Raw genomic sequence first — 18,733 nt, 5'->3', positions numbered from 1 at the left:
GGTAGATAAGAAATGGCAATCGAAATTAATGTACCAGACATCGGTGCGGATGAGGTTGAAGTTACTGAGATTCTTGTGAGCGTTGGCGACAAGGTCGAAGAAGAACAGTCTCTGATCACTGTTGAAGGCGATAAAGCTTCTATGGAAGTTCCTGCTTCTCAAGCGGGTATCGTTAAAGAAATCAAAGTTGCAGAAGGCGACAAGGTTTCTACTGGTTCTCTAATCATGATTTTCGAAGCCGAGGGTGCAGCTGAAGCTGCACCTGCTCCTGCGGCGGCAGCTCCAGCAGCAGCTCCAGCAGTAGCAGCGGCAGCGGAACTGAAAGAAGTTCACGTACCAGACATCGGTGGTGACGAAGTTGAAGTTACTGAAATCATGGTAGCTATCGGCGACAGCATCGAAGAAGAGCAATCTCTGATCACTGTAGAAGGCGACAAAGCTTCTATGGAAGTTCCTGCACCATTCGCGGGTACGCTGAAAGAGATCAAAGTAGCAGCAGGCGATAAAGTCTCGACTGGCTCTCTAATTATGGTATTCGAAACTGCAGGTTCAGGTGCTCCAGCAGCTCCTGTGGCAGTAGAAGCACCAGCGGCGGCAGCTCCAGCAGCGTCAGCGGCAAAAGAAGTTAACGTTCCAGATATCGGCGGCGACGAAGTAGAAGTTACTGAAATCATGGTAGCAGTTGGCGATACAGTTGCAGAAGAGCAATCTCTGATCACTGTAGAAGGCGACAAAGCTTCTATGGAAGTACCTGCACCATTTGCTGGTACGGTTAAAGAAATCAAGATTGCAGCTGGCGACAAAGTGTCTACTGGCTCACTAATCATGGTCTTCGAAGTGGCTGGCGCAGCGCCTGTAGCAGTAGCGGCTCCAGCGCAAGCGGCAGCACCTGCAGCGGCAGCTCCTAAAGCAGAAGCTCCAGCGGCAGCGGCTCCAGCAGCAAGCGGTGATTTCAAAGAGAACGATGAGTACGCTCACGCATCTCCAGTTGTTCGTCGTCTGGCTCGTGAGTTTGGCGTAAATCTTTCTAAGGTTAAAGGTTCTGGTCGTAAGAGCCGTATCCTGAAAGAAGACGTTCAGAACTACGTGAAAGAAGCGCTTAAGCGTCTTGAGTCTGGTGCAGCTGCATCTGGCAAAGGTGACGGTGCCGCTCTTGGTCTACTACCATGGCCAAAAGTGGACTTCAGCAAGTTCGGTGAGACAGAAGTTCAGCCTCTATCTCGTATTAAGAAGATCTCTGGTGCAAACCTACACCGTAACTGGGTGATGATCCCGCACGTTACACAGTGGGATAACGCAGACATCACTGAGCTAGAAAACTTCCGTAAAGAGCAGAACGCGATTGAAGCGAAGAAAGACACTGGCATGAAGATCACTCCACTAGTGTTCATCATGAAAGCTGTTGCTAAAGCGCTTGAAGCGTTCCCAGCATTCAACTCTTCTCTTTCTGAAGATGGCGAAAGCTTGATTCTGAAGAAATACGTGAACGTTGGTATTGCAGTTGATACGCCAAACGGCCTGGTTGTTCCAGTATTCAAAGACGTGAACAAGAAAGGCATTTACGAACTATCTGAAGAACTAGCAGTAGTTTCTAAGAAAGCTCGTGCAGGCAAACTAACTGCAGCAGACATGCAAGGCGGCTGTTTCACTATCTCAAGCCTTGGCGGCATCGGCGGTACGGCGTTTACTCCAATCGTAAACGCGCCAGAAGTGGGTATCCTGGGTGTGTCTAAGTCGGAGATGAAACCAGTATGGAACGGTAAAGAGTTCGAACCGCGTCTACAACTTCCACTATCTCTATCATACGACCACCGTGTGATTGATGGTGCGGAAGGTGCGCGTTTCATCACTTACCTAAACGCATGTCTATCTGACATTCGTCGTCTGGTTCTGTAATAGAAGTTGGATAAATTAGAGGCGGCAATTTAGCCGCCTCTGCTAATAATAATTATCGACAATTTGGTTATGTCCCTTACTCTCATCAGGGTTTTCATAAATGAATTGTTGTCTAGCTCACAGGCTAAATTGATTTACTTTTCACGCCATTAACATCTCTGTAAACTGTTAGCGGTCTGAAAATCACTGTTTAAACTACCTTACTTAAACAAAAAGAATCAAAAAACCACTCAGCCTGTTAGGGATAATGACTACAAGAGGTCAAAATGAGCAAAGAAATTAAAGCCCAAGTTGTTGTACTTGGTTCTGGTCCTGCTGGTTACTCCGCTGCATTCCGTTGTGCGGATCTAGGTCTTGAAACTGTACTAGTTGAACGTTACAGCACTCTTGGCGGTGTTTGTCTGAACGTGGGTTGTATCCCATCGAAAGCACTTCTTCACGTTTCTAAAGTGATTGAAGAAGCGAAAGCAATGGCTGAACATGGTGTTGTATTTGGCGAACCGCAAACTGACATCAACAAAATCCGTATCTGGAAAGAGAAAGTTGTTAACCAACTGACTGGCGGCCTAGGTGGCATGGCTAAGATGCGTAACGTAACGGTTGTTAACGGTTACGGTAAGTTTACTGGCCCTAAATCTATCCTTGTAGAAGGTGAAGGCGAGTCAACGGTTGTTAACTTCGACAACGCAATCATTGCGGCGGGTTCTCGCCCAATCAAACTGCCATTTATCCCACATGAAGACCCACGTATTTGGGACTCTACTGACGCTCTTGAACTAAAAGAAGTGCCAGAAAAACTACTTATCATGGGTGGTGGTATAATCGGTCTGGAAATGGGTACGGTTTACCACTCTCTAGGTTCTAAAGTTGACGTTGTTGAGATGTTTGACCAGGTAATCCCTGCGGCAGATAAAGATATCGTTAAGGTTTTCACCAAACGTATCCAAAACAAGTTCAAGCTGATGCTAGAAACTAAAGTAACGGCAGTTGAAGCGAAAGAAGACGGTATCTACGTTTCAATGGAAGGCAAGAAAGCACCTGCTGAAGCAGAGCGCTACGATGCTGTTCTAGTTGCTATCGGTCGTGTACCAAACGGTAAGCTAATCGACGGTGAAAAAGCGGGTCTGGAAATCGACGAGCGTGGCTTCATCAACGTTGACAAGCAAATGCGTACTAATGTTCCTCACATCTTCGCGATCGGCGATGTTGTTGGTCAACCAATGCTTGCTCACAAAGGTGTGCACGAAGGTCACGTAGCTGCTGAAGTTATCTCTGGTAAGAAGCACTACTTCGACCCTAAAGTTATCCCTTCAATCGCGTACACTGAGCCAGAAGTTGCTTGGGTTGGTAAGACTGAAAAAGAAGCGAAAGAAGCAGGTATCAAGTACGAAGTGGCAACATTCCCATGGGCAGCATCAGGTCGTGCAATCGCATCTGACTGTTCTGACGGTATGACTAAGCTAATCTTCGACAAAGAAACTCACCGCGTTATCGGTGGTGCTATCGTTGGTACTAACGGTGGTGAACTACTAGGCGAAATCGGTCTTGCGATCGAGATGGGTTGTGATGCAGAAGATATCGCTCTGACTATCCACGCTCACCCAACTCTACACGAGTCTGTAGGTCTGGCTGCTGAAGTATTTGAAGGTTCAATCACTGACCTTCCAAACAAAAAAGCAGTTAAGAAGAAGTAAGATTCTTTACTGACTGATTAACGAAAGCCGCTGAAATATCAGCGGCTTTTTTGTACGTGAAAGGTTAGTTCTGATTTAAAACTTTATTGAACGCTATCATAGATAGAAAGCATATCAAGGTATGAGTCGATAAGGCTCTTCAGTTCATCTTCGCTTTTAAAACGGTTTGCCTGAACAAACAGCGAGTAGCAAATACCATGGAAAAGGTTGGTCAAATGCTCTGGATTATGGGTGGTGCTGACTTCACCACGTTCAATCGCTTTAATGAACATGTTTTTTACCAATAGCTGATTGGTGCGGTTTGTTGACACAAATAACGGCCAAACCTCATCACGTGTTGATGCACTCCACTCAAACCATACTTTCAGCCAGTGGCAATCTTGGTTTACCAATTCGATCATTGCGCTGGTGATATTGGCGATATTCTCGCGAGCGTGCAGATCTAAGTCGATGTTATCGGAAAGGAAGTTCGAGAACTGACGTACTACGTGGTTCAGCACTTCATCAACAAGATCTTCTCGGGTTGGGAAATAGTTAAAAACAGTAGCAACCGATACTTGGGCGATTTCGGCAATGTCGGCGTGACCACCACGACCAATGCCGCGACGCGCAAACACTTCCAACGCTATTTCCATGAGTTGTTGCTTACGTTTAATAGGGGAAAGCCTAGTGCGGGCTCTCTTTACGATTGAGTCCATTATATTTACCTTGCCATTTTAGTTGTATATGGGGGGAAATCCCCCTAATTGATTATTTTAATAATTGCTTAAAGCAATTGATGAGTGTAATGGTGCATATAAGCAAGGTCAACCGTTGTTGTGTAATTTATAGACAGCAATGTCATGATTGTTGATACATTTCCCGCCATATTGAGAAAATCAGGTCGAGCTTCCAAGAAATTTTGGCGTTGGGTTGTGACTTTTAACCCAATGAGCGTGGTGATACACTACACGCCGTAAGATTAGGTGAGCGTTTGCGTGCGACTTACCTCAACCCAACAATTAAATTGAGCACAGTATGAAACACACAGTAGAAGTCATGATTTCTGAGCAAGAAGTTCAGGAGCGAGTTCGTGAAATAGGCAAGCAAATAACAGAGCGCTACCAAGGCAGCGAAGACCTTGTTTTGGTTGGCTTATTACGTGGTTCATTTGTATTTATGGCCGACTTAGCTCGTGCTATTAACCTGACTCACCAAGTTGATTTCATGACAGCATCTAGCTACGGCAACACGATGGAAAGCTCGCGTGATGTACGTATCCTGAAAGATTTAGACGACGATATCAAAGGCAAAGACGTCCTGCTTGTTGAAGACATTATCGACACAGGTAACACGCTGAACAAGATTCGTGAAATCCTGTCTCTGCGTGAACCTAAATCTATCGCAATTTGTACACTACTGGATAAGCCATCTCGTCGTGAAGTCAATGTACCGGTAGATTGGATCGGTTTTGAAATTCCAGATGAGTTTGTCGTCGGTGTGGGTATCGATTACGCGCAGAAATACCGTCATTTACCATTCATCGGTAAAGTCGTTCCGCAAGAATAATTGCCGGAATTAAAAACGAAAAAAAGCCCACATCGCGTGGGCTTTTTGTGTTCATTGCTTATAGAAAGCGATTAGCGACAAAGCAGTTTGTGTTCTGGATTAAGAATTTTTTCCATTGCTTTGTTGTAACTGTCATTAATGGTTTCACGAGAATTACAGCGAACACCTAAGTACTCTAGCTTGCCATCTTCGATACCATAGACCACACCGTGAAGCTCAATTTCTTGTCCACGTTCCCATGCATTTTGCAAAATGGTGGAGTTTGCCAGGTTGTGAACTTGTTCAGCTACGTTGATTTCAGCTAACTTATCAGAGCGATCTGACTCTGGCATCAACTCAATGTATTTACGGTGCTTAAAGTACAAATCACGAATGTGCAGTAACCAGTTATTGATCAAACCAAGTTGTGGATTGTCGATTGATGCAGTAACACCACCACATCCATAGTGACCACACACAATAATGTGCTTCACTTTAAGCACATCAACTGCATACTGAACAACAGAAAGACAGTTTAAGTCAGTGTGAACAACTTGGTTCGCAACGTTACGGTGAACGAACAATTCGCCTGAATATAGGCCAGTTAAACGTTCTGCTGGTACACGGCTGTCTGAACAACCAATCCACAAGAAATCTGGATTCTGACCTTCAGCAAGCTGAGTAAAATACTCTGGGCGGTCGGCTTTAATCGACTCTGACCACTTTGAGTTGTTTTCGAATAGTTGTTTAATTTCTGGCATGTTACTTCCCTTAAATTGCTGTTCCAACTATACACAATGTCATTACATCAATCTCTGACTATTTCGCCTGGAGAACACTCATCTGAGCAGTAGAGAAAATTATCCATGATTTCTATCGATTAACAACTGCGAGAATGGTAAGGGTATTCGAGAATCTATTTCTGGAAGTTAAAAACTATTTTTGGCTTAGGGTTGAAAACTGCCGTTAAAATCGGCACATATACGGTATCTCCAAAAAAGAGCTTCATTATGTACGCATTAGAAATCGAACAGCTACGAAAGACGTATGCAGGCGGCTTTGAAGCGTTAAAAGGCATCAGTCTACAAGTTAAAAAGGGTGACTTTTACGCGCTTCTCGGCCCAAATGGTGCAGGGAAATCAACCACAATCGGCATTATTGCTTCTCTAGTTAATAAAACTTCCGGAACCACCAAAGTTTTTGGATATGACATTGATACCGATCTGGAATTAGCCAAGCAAAATTTAGGTCTGGTTCCTCAGGAGTTTAACTTCAACCAGTTTGAAACGGTTGAGCAGATCGTCATACAGCAGGCGGGTTATTACGGCGTACCAAAAGCGCTGGCCAAAGAACGCGCTGAGAAGTACCTCAAGAAGCTCGATCTGTGGGAAAAGCGTAAAGAGCGTGCCCGCAATCTGTCTGGCGGTATGAAACGTCGTCTTATGATCGCTCGTGCTTTGATGCATGAACCTAAACTGTTGATTCTGGACGAGCCTACCGCTGGTGTGGATATTGAATTGCGTCGATCAATGTGGGATTTCCTTAAAGAGATCAACCAACAGCAGGGGATTACTATTATCCTGACGACGCACTATCTGGAAGAAGCCGAGATGCTATGTCGTAATATCGGCATCATCAGTCGTGGTGAGCTGATAGAAAACACGACGATGAAGGCGTTGCTCAGTAAGCTAAGCGTGGAAACTTTTATTCTTGATATTGAGTGTGATGGTGACGTCCCAGAGCTGGCCGGGGTGAATGGCCAGAGTTTATCCGAAGGTTCCCTTGAGATTGAACTGGATAAGAGCCAGGGCCTGAACTCAGTGTTTAGCCAACTTACCGAGCATGGCATCAAAGTATTGTCGATGCGAAATAAAGCCAACCGACTGGAAGAGTTGTTTGTCAGCATTGTAAGAGAAGGGAGTAAGTAAATGTACGGATTATATTGGACGGCATTTCGCAGTTTGCTGGGCAAAGAAATCACGCGTTTCTCTCGCATCTGGATACAAACTCTGGTTCCGCCAGCGATTACGATGACACTCTACTTCATCATTTTTGGTAATCTGATTGGCTCCAGAATTGGTGAAATGAGCGGTTTTACCTACATGGAATATATCGTTCCTGGCCTGATTATGATGTCGGTGATCACCAACTCTTATTCCAACGTCGCTTCGTCTTTCTTTAGTGCCAAGCTACAAAAAAACATTGAAGAGTTGCTGGTTGCGCCGGTACCGAATTATGTGATCATCATGGGTTACGTGATGGGTGGGGTGACTCGTGGCTTGTTAGTTGGCGCGCTGGTAACCTGTGTGTCGCTGTTATTTGTCGATCTGCAAGTGGATCACTGGGGCATCATCATTGCTACTGTGTTCCTGACCTCAGTGGTGTTCGCACTCGGTGGCTTAATTAATGCGGTTTACGCAAAAACCTTCGATGATATTTCCATCATTCCTACTTTTGTACTGACGCCACTGACCTATCTGGGCGGTGTGTTTTATTCGATCAGCCTGCTGCCTGAATTCTGGCAGGGCGTATCGAAAGTCAACCCGATTGTGTATATGGTAAACGCATTCCGCTACGGATTCCTTGGCGTTTCTGATGTAGGTATTGTGACTTCCTTCAGTGTACTGATGGTATTTGTGGTTGCGTTGTACGCTATCGCTCACTACTTGGTGACTAAAGGTATTGGTCTGCGTTCATAGCGTTTGAAATACGCTCTCTGGCAATTTGAAGGGAGCGATTAGATACGAAAAAGGTCGACGCTGAGTCGACCTTTTTCATTTTGGATTTTGCTTACTCAGCGCTGGTGGCATCGGTATCGCCAGATTCTGAGGTGTCTTTGGTTTCTACGGTAATATCAACAGTCTGATTGTCGATAAGACGAGCTTTGCCTAAGAATGCTGACATCAGAATCACCGCTTGAGTGGTTTCTGCTGTAATCGTTTGTAACGTGCGGGCATCACGAATGAAGATTTCATCTGGATGTAATCCTGCCGCACGCAACTGATCATTAGCATCTTCTACAATCGAAGCGTAATCATCACGACCCCCACGCATTGCACTGCTAATCCAGCGCATGGTACGAGCAAGAACGGGAGCACGCTGACGTTCATCCAGCGTGAGCAAGCCATTGCGCGAACTCATCGCGAGGCCGTCCATTTCACGTACAGTAGGAACACCAACGATCTCAATGTCGATAGCCAGATCTTCAACCATCTTACGGATGACAGCAAGTTGCTGAAAGTCTTTTTCGCCAAAGCAAGCTACGTCTGGCTGGACAATATTAAACAGCTTATTGACGATTGTTGTTACGCCGCGGAAGTGACCCGGACGTGACGCACCTTCTAGGATGGTCGAAAGACCCGGAACATCGACAGAAGTCTGCTTATCTAAACCTTCTGGGTAGATAATCTCTGGTGTTGGGGTAAATACCAACTCGACACCTTCAGCTGCTAGTTTGCTCAGATCTTCATCGATTGTTCTTGGGTAATTATTTAGATCGTCGGCCCGTTCAAACTGCATTGGGTTAACAAAGATACTTACGACCACGATATCAGCGTATTCACGCGCTTTACGAACTAATGTTAAGTGACCGTCGTGAAGATTGCCCATAGTTGGGACAAACGCGATTTTACGACCTTCACGCTTATAGGTTTTTACCTGTTCACGAACCGCTGAAATTTCCGCAAAAGTTTGCATTCACTTATCCTCTAAGCAATGGTATGAGCGTCGTCTGGGAATACACCGTTTGCAACATCTTCCATGTATTTTGCAACGGCTTTGCGCATATCACCTGTTTCAGCAAGAAAGTTTTTGGAGAATTTTGGCATGTAGTTGGCTGAGATGCCGAACATATCATGCATGACAAGAATTTGACCATCTGTCACGTTACCCGCACCAATGCCGATAACAGGCACGTCGAGTAACTGAGTGATGCGTTCCGCTAGTGAGGCAGGCACACATTCGAGGAGAATAATTTGAGCGCCAGCTTCTTGCAGTGCCAGTGCATCTTTTACCATGCGATCGGCTTTTTCCTGATCACGGCCTTGTACTTTGTAACCACCAAAGATGTTGACCGATTGAGGCGTCAGACCAAGGTGTGCACATACAGGTACAGCACGTTCAGTGAGCATTTTGACGGTATCGACTAACCACTCACCACCTTCGATTTTCACCATGTTGGCACCAGCGCGCACTATTTTCGCTGCGTTTTCACACGCTTGCTCTGGAGTGGTGTAGCTCATGAATGGCATGTCTGCCATCAGCAAACAATTTGGGCTGCCTGCACGAACGCAGCGAGTGTGGTATACGATATCTTCTACCGTTACTGGCAGCGTATCGTTTTCACCTTGTAGTACCATACCCAGGGAGTCACCCACCAGCAGAACCGGCATTTCCTGGCTTTCAAAAAGCTGGGCAAAGCTTGCATCGTAAGCCGTTGAAGTAGCAAATTTACGACCTTCCTGTTTCCACTTCATAAGGTCGTTGATGGTCATTTTTTTCATTGTTTTATCCTTACTAGGAGTTGGCTATGACTGCCAAATATTGAGGCCGTTTCTATCTACTTGTTTGAGTAGGGTCGAGACCTCGGTCCCATCTGGGAGTTGTAAACTTGGTGCAATTTCCGCAAGAGGGTAGAGCACGAATTCGCGTTCTTTCATTCCGTAGTGAGGAATGGTCAGTCTTTCGGAGTTAATCACCTCATTGCCATAAAGGATGATATCGAGATCCAGTGTTCTTGGCCCCCAACGCTCATCTTTACGGACACGCCCTTGCTCCAGCTCAATTGCTTGAGTGCAATCGAGCAGTTGCAGAGGCGTCAAATTCGTTTTGATCGCCACGACCGCATTGATGTAATCCGGCTGGTTCTGTGGTCCCATTGGCGTGCTGCTGTAGAGCTCTGAAGCTTTGATAAATTCGGAGTCAGGTAACGCCTTTAACGCTTCGATCGCTTGCTTTGCCTGGCAGACGGGATCAGCCAAGTTACTGCCTACCGCAATGTATGCTGTGATCATGATTTCGGCTTACTCTTTTTCTTACGGTAGGTTTTACGGCGACGTGGGCCTTTAGGTGTCTGATCGTCGAGATCGGCTGCCATTGCCTGGCGCATTTCCCGGCCTGCATTTTGGAAAGTTGCCCACCATTTCGCCAGTTGTTCAGTCTCGCCACCTTCAACTTCACCGCGCATTTCAAGGAAGTCGAAACCTGCTCTAAATTTATTCAGTTCCATCAGGCGGAATGCACGTTTACCGCTACGTCGTGGCAGACGTAATTGCAGTTGCCAAATCTCGCGAATAGTCGCGGTATGGCGTCTTGGGATAGCGATGGTACGAACTTGCTCATCAAGAATGATGTTGCTCGCTTCCATAATGGCATCGTAGTAACCAAGGTGACGTTGCTCCATAAGCTTGTCAGCAACGGCGCAAAGTGGGTACCACAACATTGCAGCAAACATAAACGCAGGATTGATACGTTTACCTTCTTCGATGCGCATATCGGTAGAATCGAGTGCCAGATCCAACATCTGCTCAGTGTGCGATGAGTAATCTTCAGTGAAGTGCTCAGAAATCGCAGGGAACAGCTGCTGGAACAGATTGTACTCACGCAGCAGGTGATAGGTTTCTAAACCATTGCCAGACTGCAGGAGTTTTAGTGATTCTTCGAATAGACGAGCGGACGGAATATCACGCAATAGCGGTGACATTTCTTCGATCGGCGCGGCGGTATCTTCTTCGATATCAAAATCGAGTTTTACCGCGAAACGAATAGCGCGCAGCATGCGTACAGGGTCTTCGCGGTAGCGGGTTTCGGGATCACCAATCAGGCGAACCAGACGGTCTTCTAAGTCTTCGATTCCACGGGCATAGTCATGAATCGAGTAATCAGCGATGTTGTAGTACATCGAGTTGATCGTGAAATCCCGACGTTCAGCATCTTCATCAATGGTGCCGTAGACATTGTCACGTAGCAGCATGCCCTCTTTTGATTGCTGAGAGATACTTTTGTTTTTTTGCTCTTGATGGTGACCACGGAAAGTCGCAACTTCGATGATGTCTCGGCCAAACATAATATGAGCCAGACGGAAACGGCGGCCAATCAGGCGACAGTTTCTAAATAGCTGCTTAATTTGCTCTGGCGTTGCGTTAGTCGCAATATCAAAGTCTTTCGGTTTTTGTCCAAGCAGTAAGTCTCGAACCCCGCCGCCCACAAGAAAAGCATCGAAACCAGCACCATTAAGACGGTACAGTACCTTCAGTGCATTATCACTGATCTGCTTACGCGAAATGTTGTGCTCTTCACGAGTTATTACATTGAGAGCGAGCTCTGGAATTGTGGCAGGTTCGCTTGGTGTATAGTCGTTTGTATTCATCTGCATCTGGCAATAACTGGGTTTAATCCAATTTTGCGTTGGTTAGTTTTCTGTGCCCTAGGGCTGATTTTGCGGCTAATGATAGCACTACATGGGGTCATTTGAGAATCATACAGTGATCTCGATCTCAGCTGGAAGCTGTTCCAACCGCCAGTTCTCGCAGCCCCAACGAAGAATTTCTGCAATCTTGCCCACTTTTATCTCTTCGGGTATATCAAAGCCCAAAAACATCATAGCGCGCAGCAGAGCTGGCTTGGGGTTATCAATATCAATAGCCGTTGCGTGATTTTGTTTCGACAGTTTATTGCCGTTATTGTCCATCGCCAATGGTAAGTGCAAGTAACTTACCTCGGGTTGACCAAGGATTTGGTACAAGCTGATCTGACGTCCAGTGGGTTCAATTAAATCTGCACCTCGAACGACTTCGGTCACCCCTTGGTTGATGTCATCTAATACTACCGCAAGATTATAGGCAAATAACCCATCTCGACGTTTAATAATGAAATCTTCATTAACCAACTGCTCAGGGATTTGTATGGTTCCATGTTTCTGGTCAACGAAACTGGCAACTGGTTTGGTCATTTTTAGGCGTATTGCGCCATCTTTCAAGTTTTTATCTCGGCAAGTGCCTGGATAAAATCCACCGTGTTCTCTAATTTGCTTACGCGTACACTGGCAGTAGTATGCATCGCCATTTTCGATCCAGGCATCAATTTGGGCCTGATAAAGGTGATGACGTTGGCTCTGATAAACCACTTTACCATCCCAGAACAACTCGTAAGCTTGCAGTGCTGCTAAAATGGCTTCTGCTGCTCCGGGCATTTCTCTGGGAGGGTCTAGGTCTTCTATTCGAACTAACCACTTACCATGATTAGCTTTTGCCTGGAAATAACTACCAAGGGCAGCGACCAGGGAGCCAAAATGCAGCGGACCGGAAGGAGATGGGGCGAATCGGCCAACATAGCTTGTCATGCGTGTGAATCTCAAACAGATAAGCCAAAACAAAAAGGGAGCCAGAGCTCCCTTCAGTAATCAAAATGCGTAGGAATTAACCTTGCATCTGCTTCTCTTTGATTTCTGCAAGTGTTTTACAGTCAATACAAAGGTCTGCAGTTGGACGTGCTTCAAGACGGCGAACGCCAATCTCTACGCCACAAGACTCACAGTAGCCGAAGTCATCGTCTTTGATTTTGTCTAGCGTCTTTTCAATCTTCTTGATCAAACGGCGTTCACGGTCACGATTACGCAGTTCTAGGCTGAACTCTTCTTCTTGGGAAGCGCGGTCAACTGGATCTGGGAAGTTTGCTGCTTCGTCCTGCATGTGGTGAACAGTACGATCCACTTCAACTCTTAGTTGATCTCGCCAAGCCGTTAAGATTTTCGTAAAGTGCTCAACCTGTGCTGGTGACATGTACTCTTCACCAGGTTTTTCCTGATATGGCTCCACGCCTGCAATGGCTAGGATGCCAATTGTTTTCTTCTTTGATTCTGGCATACAGCATCTCCTACTTACACCTAGTCAACTGCTACGCAGTCTATTTAAGGCGGGTATCTATAGCAAAAAGAGGCGGTGCAAGCAAATACTGATTTGCAAACTTATCGTCAATGTGAAGACAACATCATTTTTTCTCTAAATTGATGAAATCAACAGCAGAAATCAGTGTTATGTCAGTACTGCTCAGTTCAGCTTTGTAGCAGAGAACTTCTACTCCAGCGTCTTGTGCTTGTTTAAGTAATAGTGAATATTGTGCGTCTATATGGTGTGCCGCGGATACTTTTTCAATACCTGAGTGTAAAACAGCAAATAAAAGTATGGCTCGGCTTCCAGTTTGTGCCATTTCTGTGAGCTCTCTCAAATGCTTTTGTCCACGAGTGGTGACCGCATCGGGAAAGTATCCTTGCCCCTTTGAGCTAGTCTCATCTAGAAGAGTGACGCTTTTCACTTCTATATAACACTTTGGTTTGTCACTTGCGCTGAGCAAGATATCAATTCGACTATTTTCATTGCCATATTTTACTTCAGTTTGAAGTGTGTCGTAACCACAAAGCTCTGAAATTACATTGTTTTCAATAGCCTCAATGGCTAACTGGTTCGCCCGTGCGGTATTGATACAAATACGGTGGCCGAGTTCGGTTTCACTCAATTCCCAACTATTGGGATATTTCCGCTTAGGATTATCGGATGTTGAGTACCAAACTTTGTTACCGGGCGTGGCACAGCCAGTCATGGCCCCGGTATTGGCACAATGGATAGTGCGAATTTCGCCGTTATCAAGTTCAATATCGGCAAGAAAGCGTTTATAGCGTTTGAGTAGAGTAGCTGACTCTAAAGCGGGTTCGAAATGCATATTGCTTATTTAGACGGGAAAGTTTTTATGTACAATGTTGCCACCATTACACCATAAGGTATTTCCTTTGTCACAATTGCCGATTGAAGCCGTGATGCCTCAGCTACTTGCGGCGGTCAAAAATCAACATCAGGTGATCTTAAAAGCCGCGCCAGGTGCGGGTAAGTCGACTTACTTCCCTCTACAACTTCTGGAGCACCAACTGGTGACCGGAAAAATAATTATGCTTGAGCCCAGACGATTAGCAGCACGCAATATCGCGCGTTATTTAGCCGAGCAATTAGGTGAACAAGTTGGCCAGAGGGTCGGATATCGTGTCCGTGGTGAAACAAAGGTAAGCGCTGCAACGCAATTGGAGATCGTGACTGAAGGGATCATGACGCGCATGATCCAAAACGACCCTGAGCTGGTTGGTGTTGATCTGCTGATTTTCGATGAATTTCATGAGCGTAGTATTCATGCAGATACTGCTTTGGCATTCAGTTTAGAAGTTCAGGACGCGCTGCGTGATGATCTCAAGCTGGTGGTGATGTCGGCAACACTCGATCAAGATGCGTTGCAAACGCTATTACCCGAAGCGAGTTTTATTGAATCAGAAGGGCGAAGTTTTGATGTCGAAACTCGCTATGCACCGTTAGGCGTCAACGATCATCTGCCAAGTCTTATGGCAAAAATGATTGAGAGCTTGATCAATAAAGAGTCCGGTTCAGTGTTGGCGTTTCTTCCCGGCGTTGCGGCTATCAAGCAGGTTGAGGAGCGATTATCTCATTTACCTGCGGAGGTTGAAGTATGCCCGCTATATGGGCAATTGAGTTTTACCGATCAGCAAAAGGCTATTTCTCCTGCATCTAAGGGGAAACGCAAAGTCGTACTGGCAACCAATATCGCGGAAACCTCTCTGACCATTGAAGGGATTCGCCTTGTTGTTGATTCTGGTTTAGAGCGTATCGCGCGTTTTGATTTGAAAAACGGGCTCACCCGACTGGAACAAGTGCGTATCGCCCAGTCATCGGCCATTCAGCGTATGGGACGAGCAGGCCGAATTGAAGAGGGGATTTGCGTTCGTCTTTATTCCGAAAGCCAGCTCAAGCAGCAACCTGTGGTGCCGCAACCTGAAATTTTGCATTCAGATCTTGCCAGTCTGGTGATGGAGTTAGCTTATTGGGGAACGAGCGACATTCAGGAACTTAAATGGCTCGATATTCCTTCTCACGCGGCTTTGAATCAGGCGAAGCAGCTATTGATTTCTCTCGGACAGTTAACCGAGCAGGGCCAATTGACGGCGGACGGCAAACAGGCGCATGAACTTGGTGTTGAGCCTCGCGCTGCCGCTATGCTGATTCAATCTGCGCAGCACAGTGAGAAAATGTTAAATACTGCATTAGCAGCAGTCGCCCTTGTGGAAGAGCCGGAAAGAAACGTCACGAATATCTCGCATAGTCTGCATCGCTGGGCTACGGGGACGCATCCGAAAAGATCACTGTTGTTCAAACGCGCGCAATCTTTAGCGTACAAACTGGATAGCGTTTTTTCCCTTGCTGATGTTGATGAAAGCGCACTGCAGCTGGTGTTGAGTCTGGCATTTCCGGATCGTATTGCTCAGCAACGCAGCAATCAGGATGGCCGATTTACTCTGGCGAATGGCCACGGCGCGGAGTGTCGCCCAGACGATACCTTGGGTGAATGTGCGTATATAGTGGCGATTGATCTAATGCGTTCGCGATCGAATTCGAGCCAAATTCATTTGGCATGTGAATTGGACGTCAATATACTGCAATCGACTTTTAGCTCACTATTTTCATCTGAAGAAATCATTGACTGGGATGAAAAAAGAGGGCGTTTAGTGGCTGAAAAGCAATTAAAAATTGGTCAGTTAGTTGTGGCGCGAGCGTCGCTACCTAGCCCGGGTAGAGAAAAAATGACACAAGCTTTACTCACCTATGTCCGCCGTCAGGGCATAGGCAGTCTAAACTGGACTCCGGCTGCAGAAAGCCTGCTTACACGGATCCGCTGTGCCGTAGAATGGTTACCTGAGCAACAGTGGCCAGATTTTGATGAAGCGAGTCTGCTCGAATCATTAGAAACGTGGCTGGAACCTTACATGGCGTCGGTATCTTCAGTAAAAGATCTGAATAAAGTGAATCTGACTGAAGCATTAAATGCACGCCTGGGATGGCCTTTAAATCAAAATCTTGGTGATTGGTTGCCAGAAGAGTATCAGTTACCGACGGGCACCAAAAAACGCATTCGCTACCAATACGGTCATGAGCCAGTCTTGTCGGTACGGATGCAGGAAATGTTTGGCGAGTCAGTATCGCCAACGGTTGCTCTCGGGCGAAAACCGTTGGTACTTGAGCTGCTGTCTCCGGCACAGCGGCCATTACAAGTGACCACGGAACTCTCCGCCTTTTGGAAGGGGAGCTATAAAGACGTGCAAAAAGAGATGAAAGGCCGTTATCCGAAGCACGTGTGGCCAGATGATCCAGCAAACCATGTAGCGACAACGAAAACGAAAAGACAACTGAATAATGACTAACAGTAAGAAGCCAAACGCGAGCAAGACGCCCGCGAAGAAAGAGACAACGAACCGAAGGGCTAGACGTGCCAAGCGTACTCCGAGCAAAAAGCCTACCAATGGCAAACGTTCTTGGTTAAAGACGTTGTGGTCGTTTGGCTGGAAAGCAGGCATTGCACTCGCGGCGGTATTGCTGTTTGTCGGCATATATTTGGATAGCGTGGTAAAAGAGCGCTTTAGTGGTCAGCTATTTGAGTTACCTACCGTTGTCTATGCCCGCATTCTAAATTTAAATCCGGGTGAAAACCTCACCATTAAAGAGCTGAGGAATGAACTGGACGTGCTCAACTATCGCAAGGTGAGTAACCCTAGTTATCCTGGTGAATACTCTTCCTCTTCGACTCGCATCGAATTAATTCGTCGCCCATTTGAATTTGCTGATGGTCCGGAGCCGGATCGTCACGTCATGCTGCATTTCTCTGATAGTGGCTTGCAACGAATCCAGTCTCTGGAATCTAAGGGTGATCTCGGCTATTTGCGTCTTGAACCTAAGATGTTGGGAATGCTGGAAAAAGATCAGGATGAGCAACGACTATTCCTGCGTCGGGATCAGTATCCTGAAATTTTGGTTGATGCCCTGCTTGCTACTGAAGACCGTCATTTTTATCAACATGATGGTGTTTCTCCACTGGCGATCGGGCGAGCTCTCCTTGCTAACATCAAAGCAGGCCGTACGGTTCAAGGTGGCAGTACCTTGACGCAGCAGCTGGCGAAGAACCTGTTTTTAACTCGTGACAAGACATTGTGGCGCAAGCTTCGCGAAGCTTACATCGCGTTGATCCTGGATTATCGCTACAGCAAAGATCGTATATTGGAAGCCTACTTAAACGAAGTGTATTTAGGGCAAAGTGGCGGTGAAGCGATCCACGGGTTTGGCTTGGCTTCTCGCTATTACTTCGGCGCTCCGATTCAAGAGTTGCGCGTTGATCAACTGGCGATGCTGGTGGGGATGGTAAAAGGTCCTTCATACTACAACCCGGTTCGCTATCCAGAACGTACCAAAGAACGTCGTGACTTGGTTCTGCGTTTGTTGATGGAGCAAAACATGCTGACGGCTCAAGAGTATGATCAAGCCGCGAGCCGACCGTTAGATACGCAAAAAACGCCTCGTATTGCCAGTCGTCAGCCCGCGTACTTTCAACAGTTGAGTATCGAACTGAAAGAAAAAGTCGGTGATCAGTTTAAGGCGGAAACGGGCTTACGTGTTTTCACCTCTCTGGATCCGGTGTCGCAAAGTAAAATGGAACAGGCCATTGCTAAGAAGATCCCTGATTTAGCCAAACGAGGTGGTAAAGATCTGGAAGCTGCTGCGGTAGCGGTTGATCGTCACAGCGGTGAGATCCGCGCCATGGTCGGGGGTAAACGAGTCGGTTACGAAGGCTTCAACCGGGCACTCAATGCGAGCCGCCCAATTGGGTCGTTGGTTAAACCAGCGATTTACCTGACGGCGCTTGGTCAGCCAGACAAGTACAACTTGGGAACCACACTGCACGATACTCCTCTGAGTTTGAAAGGCAGCGAAGGTACGGTTTGGACGCCTCGTAACTATGACCGAAAATATCGTGGCGATGTTCCGCTTTATCTGGCTTTGGCGACTTCGCTTAACGTCCCTACCGTCCGTTTGGGTATGGAGCTTGGTATTCCCGAAGTCACCAATACATTAGAGCGTTTAGGGGTAAATAAAAATGAGATTCGCCCGGTTCCTTCTATGTTTCTTGGCGCGTTCTCATTGACGCCTTTAGAAGTGGCACAGATGTATCAAACGCTGACGAACTCAGGCAAGCGAGCTAGATTGTCGGCACTGAGTTCAGTGATCGACATGGAAGGCAATGTGTTATATCAGTCACTGCCAAGTTCCTCTCGTGAGGTTGATGAACAAGCTGCTTGGTTAACCACATACGCGATGAAGCAAGGTGTCGCTCAGGGCACGGGGCGTTTTTTACAGAGCCAGTTTGCATGGGCTGCACTAGCGGGTAAAACGGGCACTAGTAATGATACACGCGACAGCTGGTTTGTTGGGGTTGATGGTCGCGAAGTGACAACTGTTTGGGTGGGACGAGACGATAACAAGCCAACTAATCTGACTGGGGCAAGCGGCGCGTTACGCGTCTATTCTGAATATTTGTCTATGCGTATCCCTGAACGTTTAGAGCTTCCCTGGCCGAAAGAAGTGACGACACTCGGTTTCAAACAGTCCGCTGACGGAAGTCTGGAAATGAACTGTCGTAGTGAATATAAACTGCCAGTCTGGGATAAAACTGGTCAGATAAGACAACAGTGTGAGAAAAAGTCTAACTGGTTTAATGAGTTATTTGATTGGTAATCT

At 46.5% G+C, this 18,733-nt stretch carries 16 protein-coding genes; 7 read left to right on the top strand and 9 right to left on the bottom strand.

Annotation, left to right across the window (positions count from 1 at the left end; translation table 11 throughout):
* Nucleotides 1-12 precede the first annotated feature (12 nt).
* The gene (gene aceF / locus ACWYU8_RS03870; protein ID WP_457517301.1) at nt 13-1,896 is read left to right on the top strand and encodes a pyruvate dehydrogenase complex dihydrolipoyllysine-residue acetyltransferase; all 1,884 of its coding nucleotides are present in this window, start codon (nt 13-15) and stop codon (nt 1,894-1,896) included.
* Between the two features lie 266 nt (nt 1,897-2,162).
* Nucleotides 2,163-3,590: a dihydrolipoyl dehydrogenase gene (gene lpdA / locus ACWYU8_RS03865; RefSeq protein WP_444495092.1), complete on the top strand. Its 1,428-nt coding sequence runs from the start codon at nt 2,163-2,165 to the stop codon at nt 3,588-3,590.
* Nucleotides 3,591-3,673: 83 nt separating this feature from the next.
* Here lpdA and ACWYU8_RS03860 read toward each other — a convergent pair whose 3' ends face one another.
* Nucleotides 3,674-4,288: a LuxR/HapR/OpaR family quorum-sensing transcriptional regulator gene (locus ACWYU8_RS03860; protein WP_457517300.1), complete on the bottom strand. Its 615-nt coding sequence runs from the start codon at nt 4,286-4,288 to the stop codon at nt 3,674-3,676.
* A gap of 319 nt (nt 4,289-4,607) precedes the next feature.
* Here ACWYU8_RS03860 and hpt point away from each other — a divergent pair, with 319 nt between their 5' ends.
* Nucleotides 4,608-5,138, top strand: coding sequence for a hypoxanthine phosphoribosyltransferase (gene hpt, locus ACWYU8_RS03855; protein WP_444495090.1), 531 nt, complete (start codon nt 4,608-4,610; stop codon nt 5,136-5,138).
* Between the two features lie 71 nt (nt 5,139-5,209).
* Here the strand turns inward: hpt and can are convergent, their stop codons facing one another.
* Nucleotides 5,210-5,878 carry a carbonate dehydratase gene (gene can, locus ACWYU8_RS03850; RefSeq protein ID WP_457517299.1) on the bottom strand — a complete coding sequence of 223 codons (669 nt, stop codon included), beginning with the start codon at nt 5,876-5,878 and terminating at the stop codon, nt 5,210-5,212.
* A 249-nt stretch (nt 5,879-6,127) separates the two neighbouring features.
* Here can and ACWYU8_RS03845 point away from each other — a divergent pair, with 249 nt between their 5' ends.
* Both ACWYU8_RS03845 and ACWYU8_RS03840 read left to right on the top strand, forming a co-directional pair.
* Nucleotides 6,128-7,045, top strand: coding sequence for an ABC transporter ATP-binding protein (locus ACWYU8_RS03845; protein ID WP_457517298.1), 918 nt, complete (start codon nt 6,128-6,130; stop codon nt 7,043-7,045).
* Nucleotides 7,046-7,816 (top strand): ABC transporter permease, encoded by a 771-nt coding sequence (locus ACWYU8_RS03840; protein ID WP_457517297.1) that lies wholly within the window; start codon nt 7,046-7,048, stop codon nt 7,814-7,816. It begins immediately after the preceding gene.
* A gap of 91 nt (nt 7,817-7,907) precedes the next feature.
* Here ACWYU8_RS03840 and panC read toward each other — a convergent pair whose 3' ends face one another.
* From panC to sfsA, 7 genes are all read right to left on the bottom strand, one after another.
* Nucleotides 7,908-8,813 (bottom strand): pantoate--beta-alanine ligase, encoded by a 906-nt coding sequence (gene panC, locus ACWYU8_RS03835; protein ID WP_457517295.1) that lies wholly within the window; start codon nt 8,811-8,813, stop codon nt 7,908-7,910.
* Nucleotides 8,814-8,824: 11 nt separating this feature from the next.
* On the bottom strand, nt 8,825-9,619 hold the full coding sequence (gene panB / locus ACWYU8_RS03830) for a 3-methyl-2-oxobutanoate hydroxymethyltransferase (RefSeq protein WP_457517293.1): 795 nt from the start codon (nt 9,617-9,619) through the stop codon (nt 8,825-8,827).
* Nucleotides 9,620-9,643: 24 nt separating this feature from the next.
* Nucleotides 9,644-10,129, bottom strand: coding sequence for a 2-amino-4-hydroxy-6-hydroxymethyldihydropteridine diphosphokinase (gene folK / locus ACWYU8_RS03825; RefSeq protein ID WP_457517291.1), 486 nt, complete (start codon nt 10,127-10,129; stop codon nt 9,644-9,646).
* Nucleotides 10,126-11,490: a polynucleotide adenylyltransferase PcnB gene (gene pcnB / locus ACWYU8_RS03820; protein WP_457517289.1), complete on the bottom strand. Its 1,365-nt coding sequence runs from the start codon at nt 11,488-11,490 to the stop codon at nt 10,126-10,128. Before pcnB ends, folK begins: the two co-directional genes overlap by 4 nt.
* 102 nt (nt 11,491-11,592) lie before the next feature.
* Complete coding sequence (gene gluQRS, locus ACWYU8_RS03815) at nt 11,593-12,456, bottom strand: tRNA glutamyl-Q(34) synthetase GluQRS (RefSeq protein WP_457517287.1); 864 nt, start codon at nt 12,454-12,456, stop codon at nt 11,593-11,595.
* A 76-nt stretch (nt 12,457-12,532) separates the two neighbouring features.
* A complete protein-coding gene (dksA, locus tag ACWYU8_RS03810; protein WP_444495081.1) occupies nt 12,533-12,979 on the bottom strand; it encodes an RNA polymerase-binding protein DksA in 447 nt (148 codons plus the stop codon).
* Between the two features lie 124 nt (nt 12,980-13,103).
* Nucleotides 13,104-13,832, bottom strand: coding sequence for a DNA/RNA nuclease SfsA (sfsA, locus tag ACWYU8_RS03805; protein WP_457517285.1), 729 nt, complete (start codon nt 13,830-13,832; stop codon nt 13,104-13,106).
* Nucleotides 13,833-13,899: 67 nt separating this feature from the next.
* On the opposite strand from sfsA, the gene hrpB reads away from it, so the two are divergent.
* Complete coding sequence (gene hrpB, locus ACWYU8_RS03800; RefSeq protein ID WP_457517283.1) at nt 13,900-16,368, top strand: ATP-dependent helicase HrpB; 2,469 nt, start codon at nt 13,900-13,902, stop codon at nt 16,366-16,368.
* On the top strand, nt 16,361-18,730 hold the full coding sequence (gene mrcB, locus ACWYU8_RS03795; protein ID WP_457517281.1) for a penicillin-binding protein 1B: 2,370 nt from the start codon (nt 16,361-16,363) through the stop codon (nt 18,728-18,730). Before hrpB ends, mrcB begins: the two co-directional genes overlap by 8 nt.
* Nucleotides 18,731-18,733: the final 3 nt, after the last annotated feature.

It is taken from the genome of Vibrio limimangrovi (genome assembly GCF_054064025.1).
Note: the sequence above shows the minus strand (reverse complement) of the source record. Positions and strands in the feature narration are given on the sequence as shown.